Annotated in this window: 1 pseudogene; it reads left to right on the plus strand. The window is 59.8% G+C overall.

Features of this window, described 5'->3' with window-relative positions:
- Window positions 1–335, plus strand: a pseudogene (locus EN804_RS34745) (hypothetical protein); the annotation flags it as partial.
- Window positions 336–428: the final 93 nt, after the last annotated feature.

A 428-nucleotide genomic window follows, 5' to 3' on the forward strand; every position in this document is an offset into this window, starting at 1 on the left:
GCAAGAGCGGCACTTGGTTGAAGACCACCCTGGTCACCGCCGCCTGGGCGGCGGTGCGCGTCAGGGGTAGCTATCTGCAAGCGCAATTCTTGCGCCTCAAGGCACGCCGTGGGGCAAAAAAGGCGATCTTGGCCGTCGCCGCTTCGATGCTCACCGCAGCCTATTTCATGCTTCGTGACGGCGTGCCTTACCACGACCTCGGCCCGCGCCACTTCGATCAGCGCAGCCGCGACAATACCATTCGACGCCTGATGCGCAGGCTCAGCGAACTCGGATGCAACGTCACTCTCGTGGCTCAACATGCCGTGCAAAAGGAGACCTCCAAAGCTTCCTAGTAGACGCCAACTCCGATTGGCCGGCTATCCAGCCAAAAATGGATCCATGGAGCAATGAACTTTGCGGTGCCTTGACAACCATCGGTTGCTCCT

Origin of the sequence: Mesorhizobium sp. M8A.F.Ca.ET.161.01.1.1, assembly GCF_004792105.1 — a bacterium.
GTDB lineage: Bacteria > Pseudomonadota > Alphaproteobacteria > Rhizobiales > Rhizobiaceae > Mesorhizobium.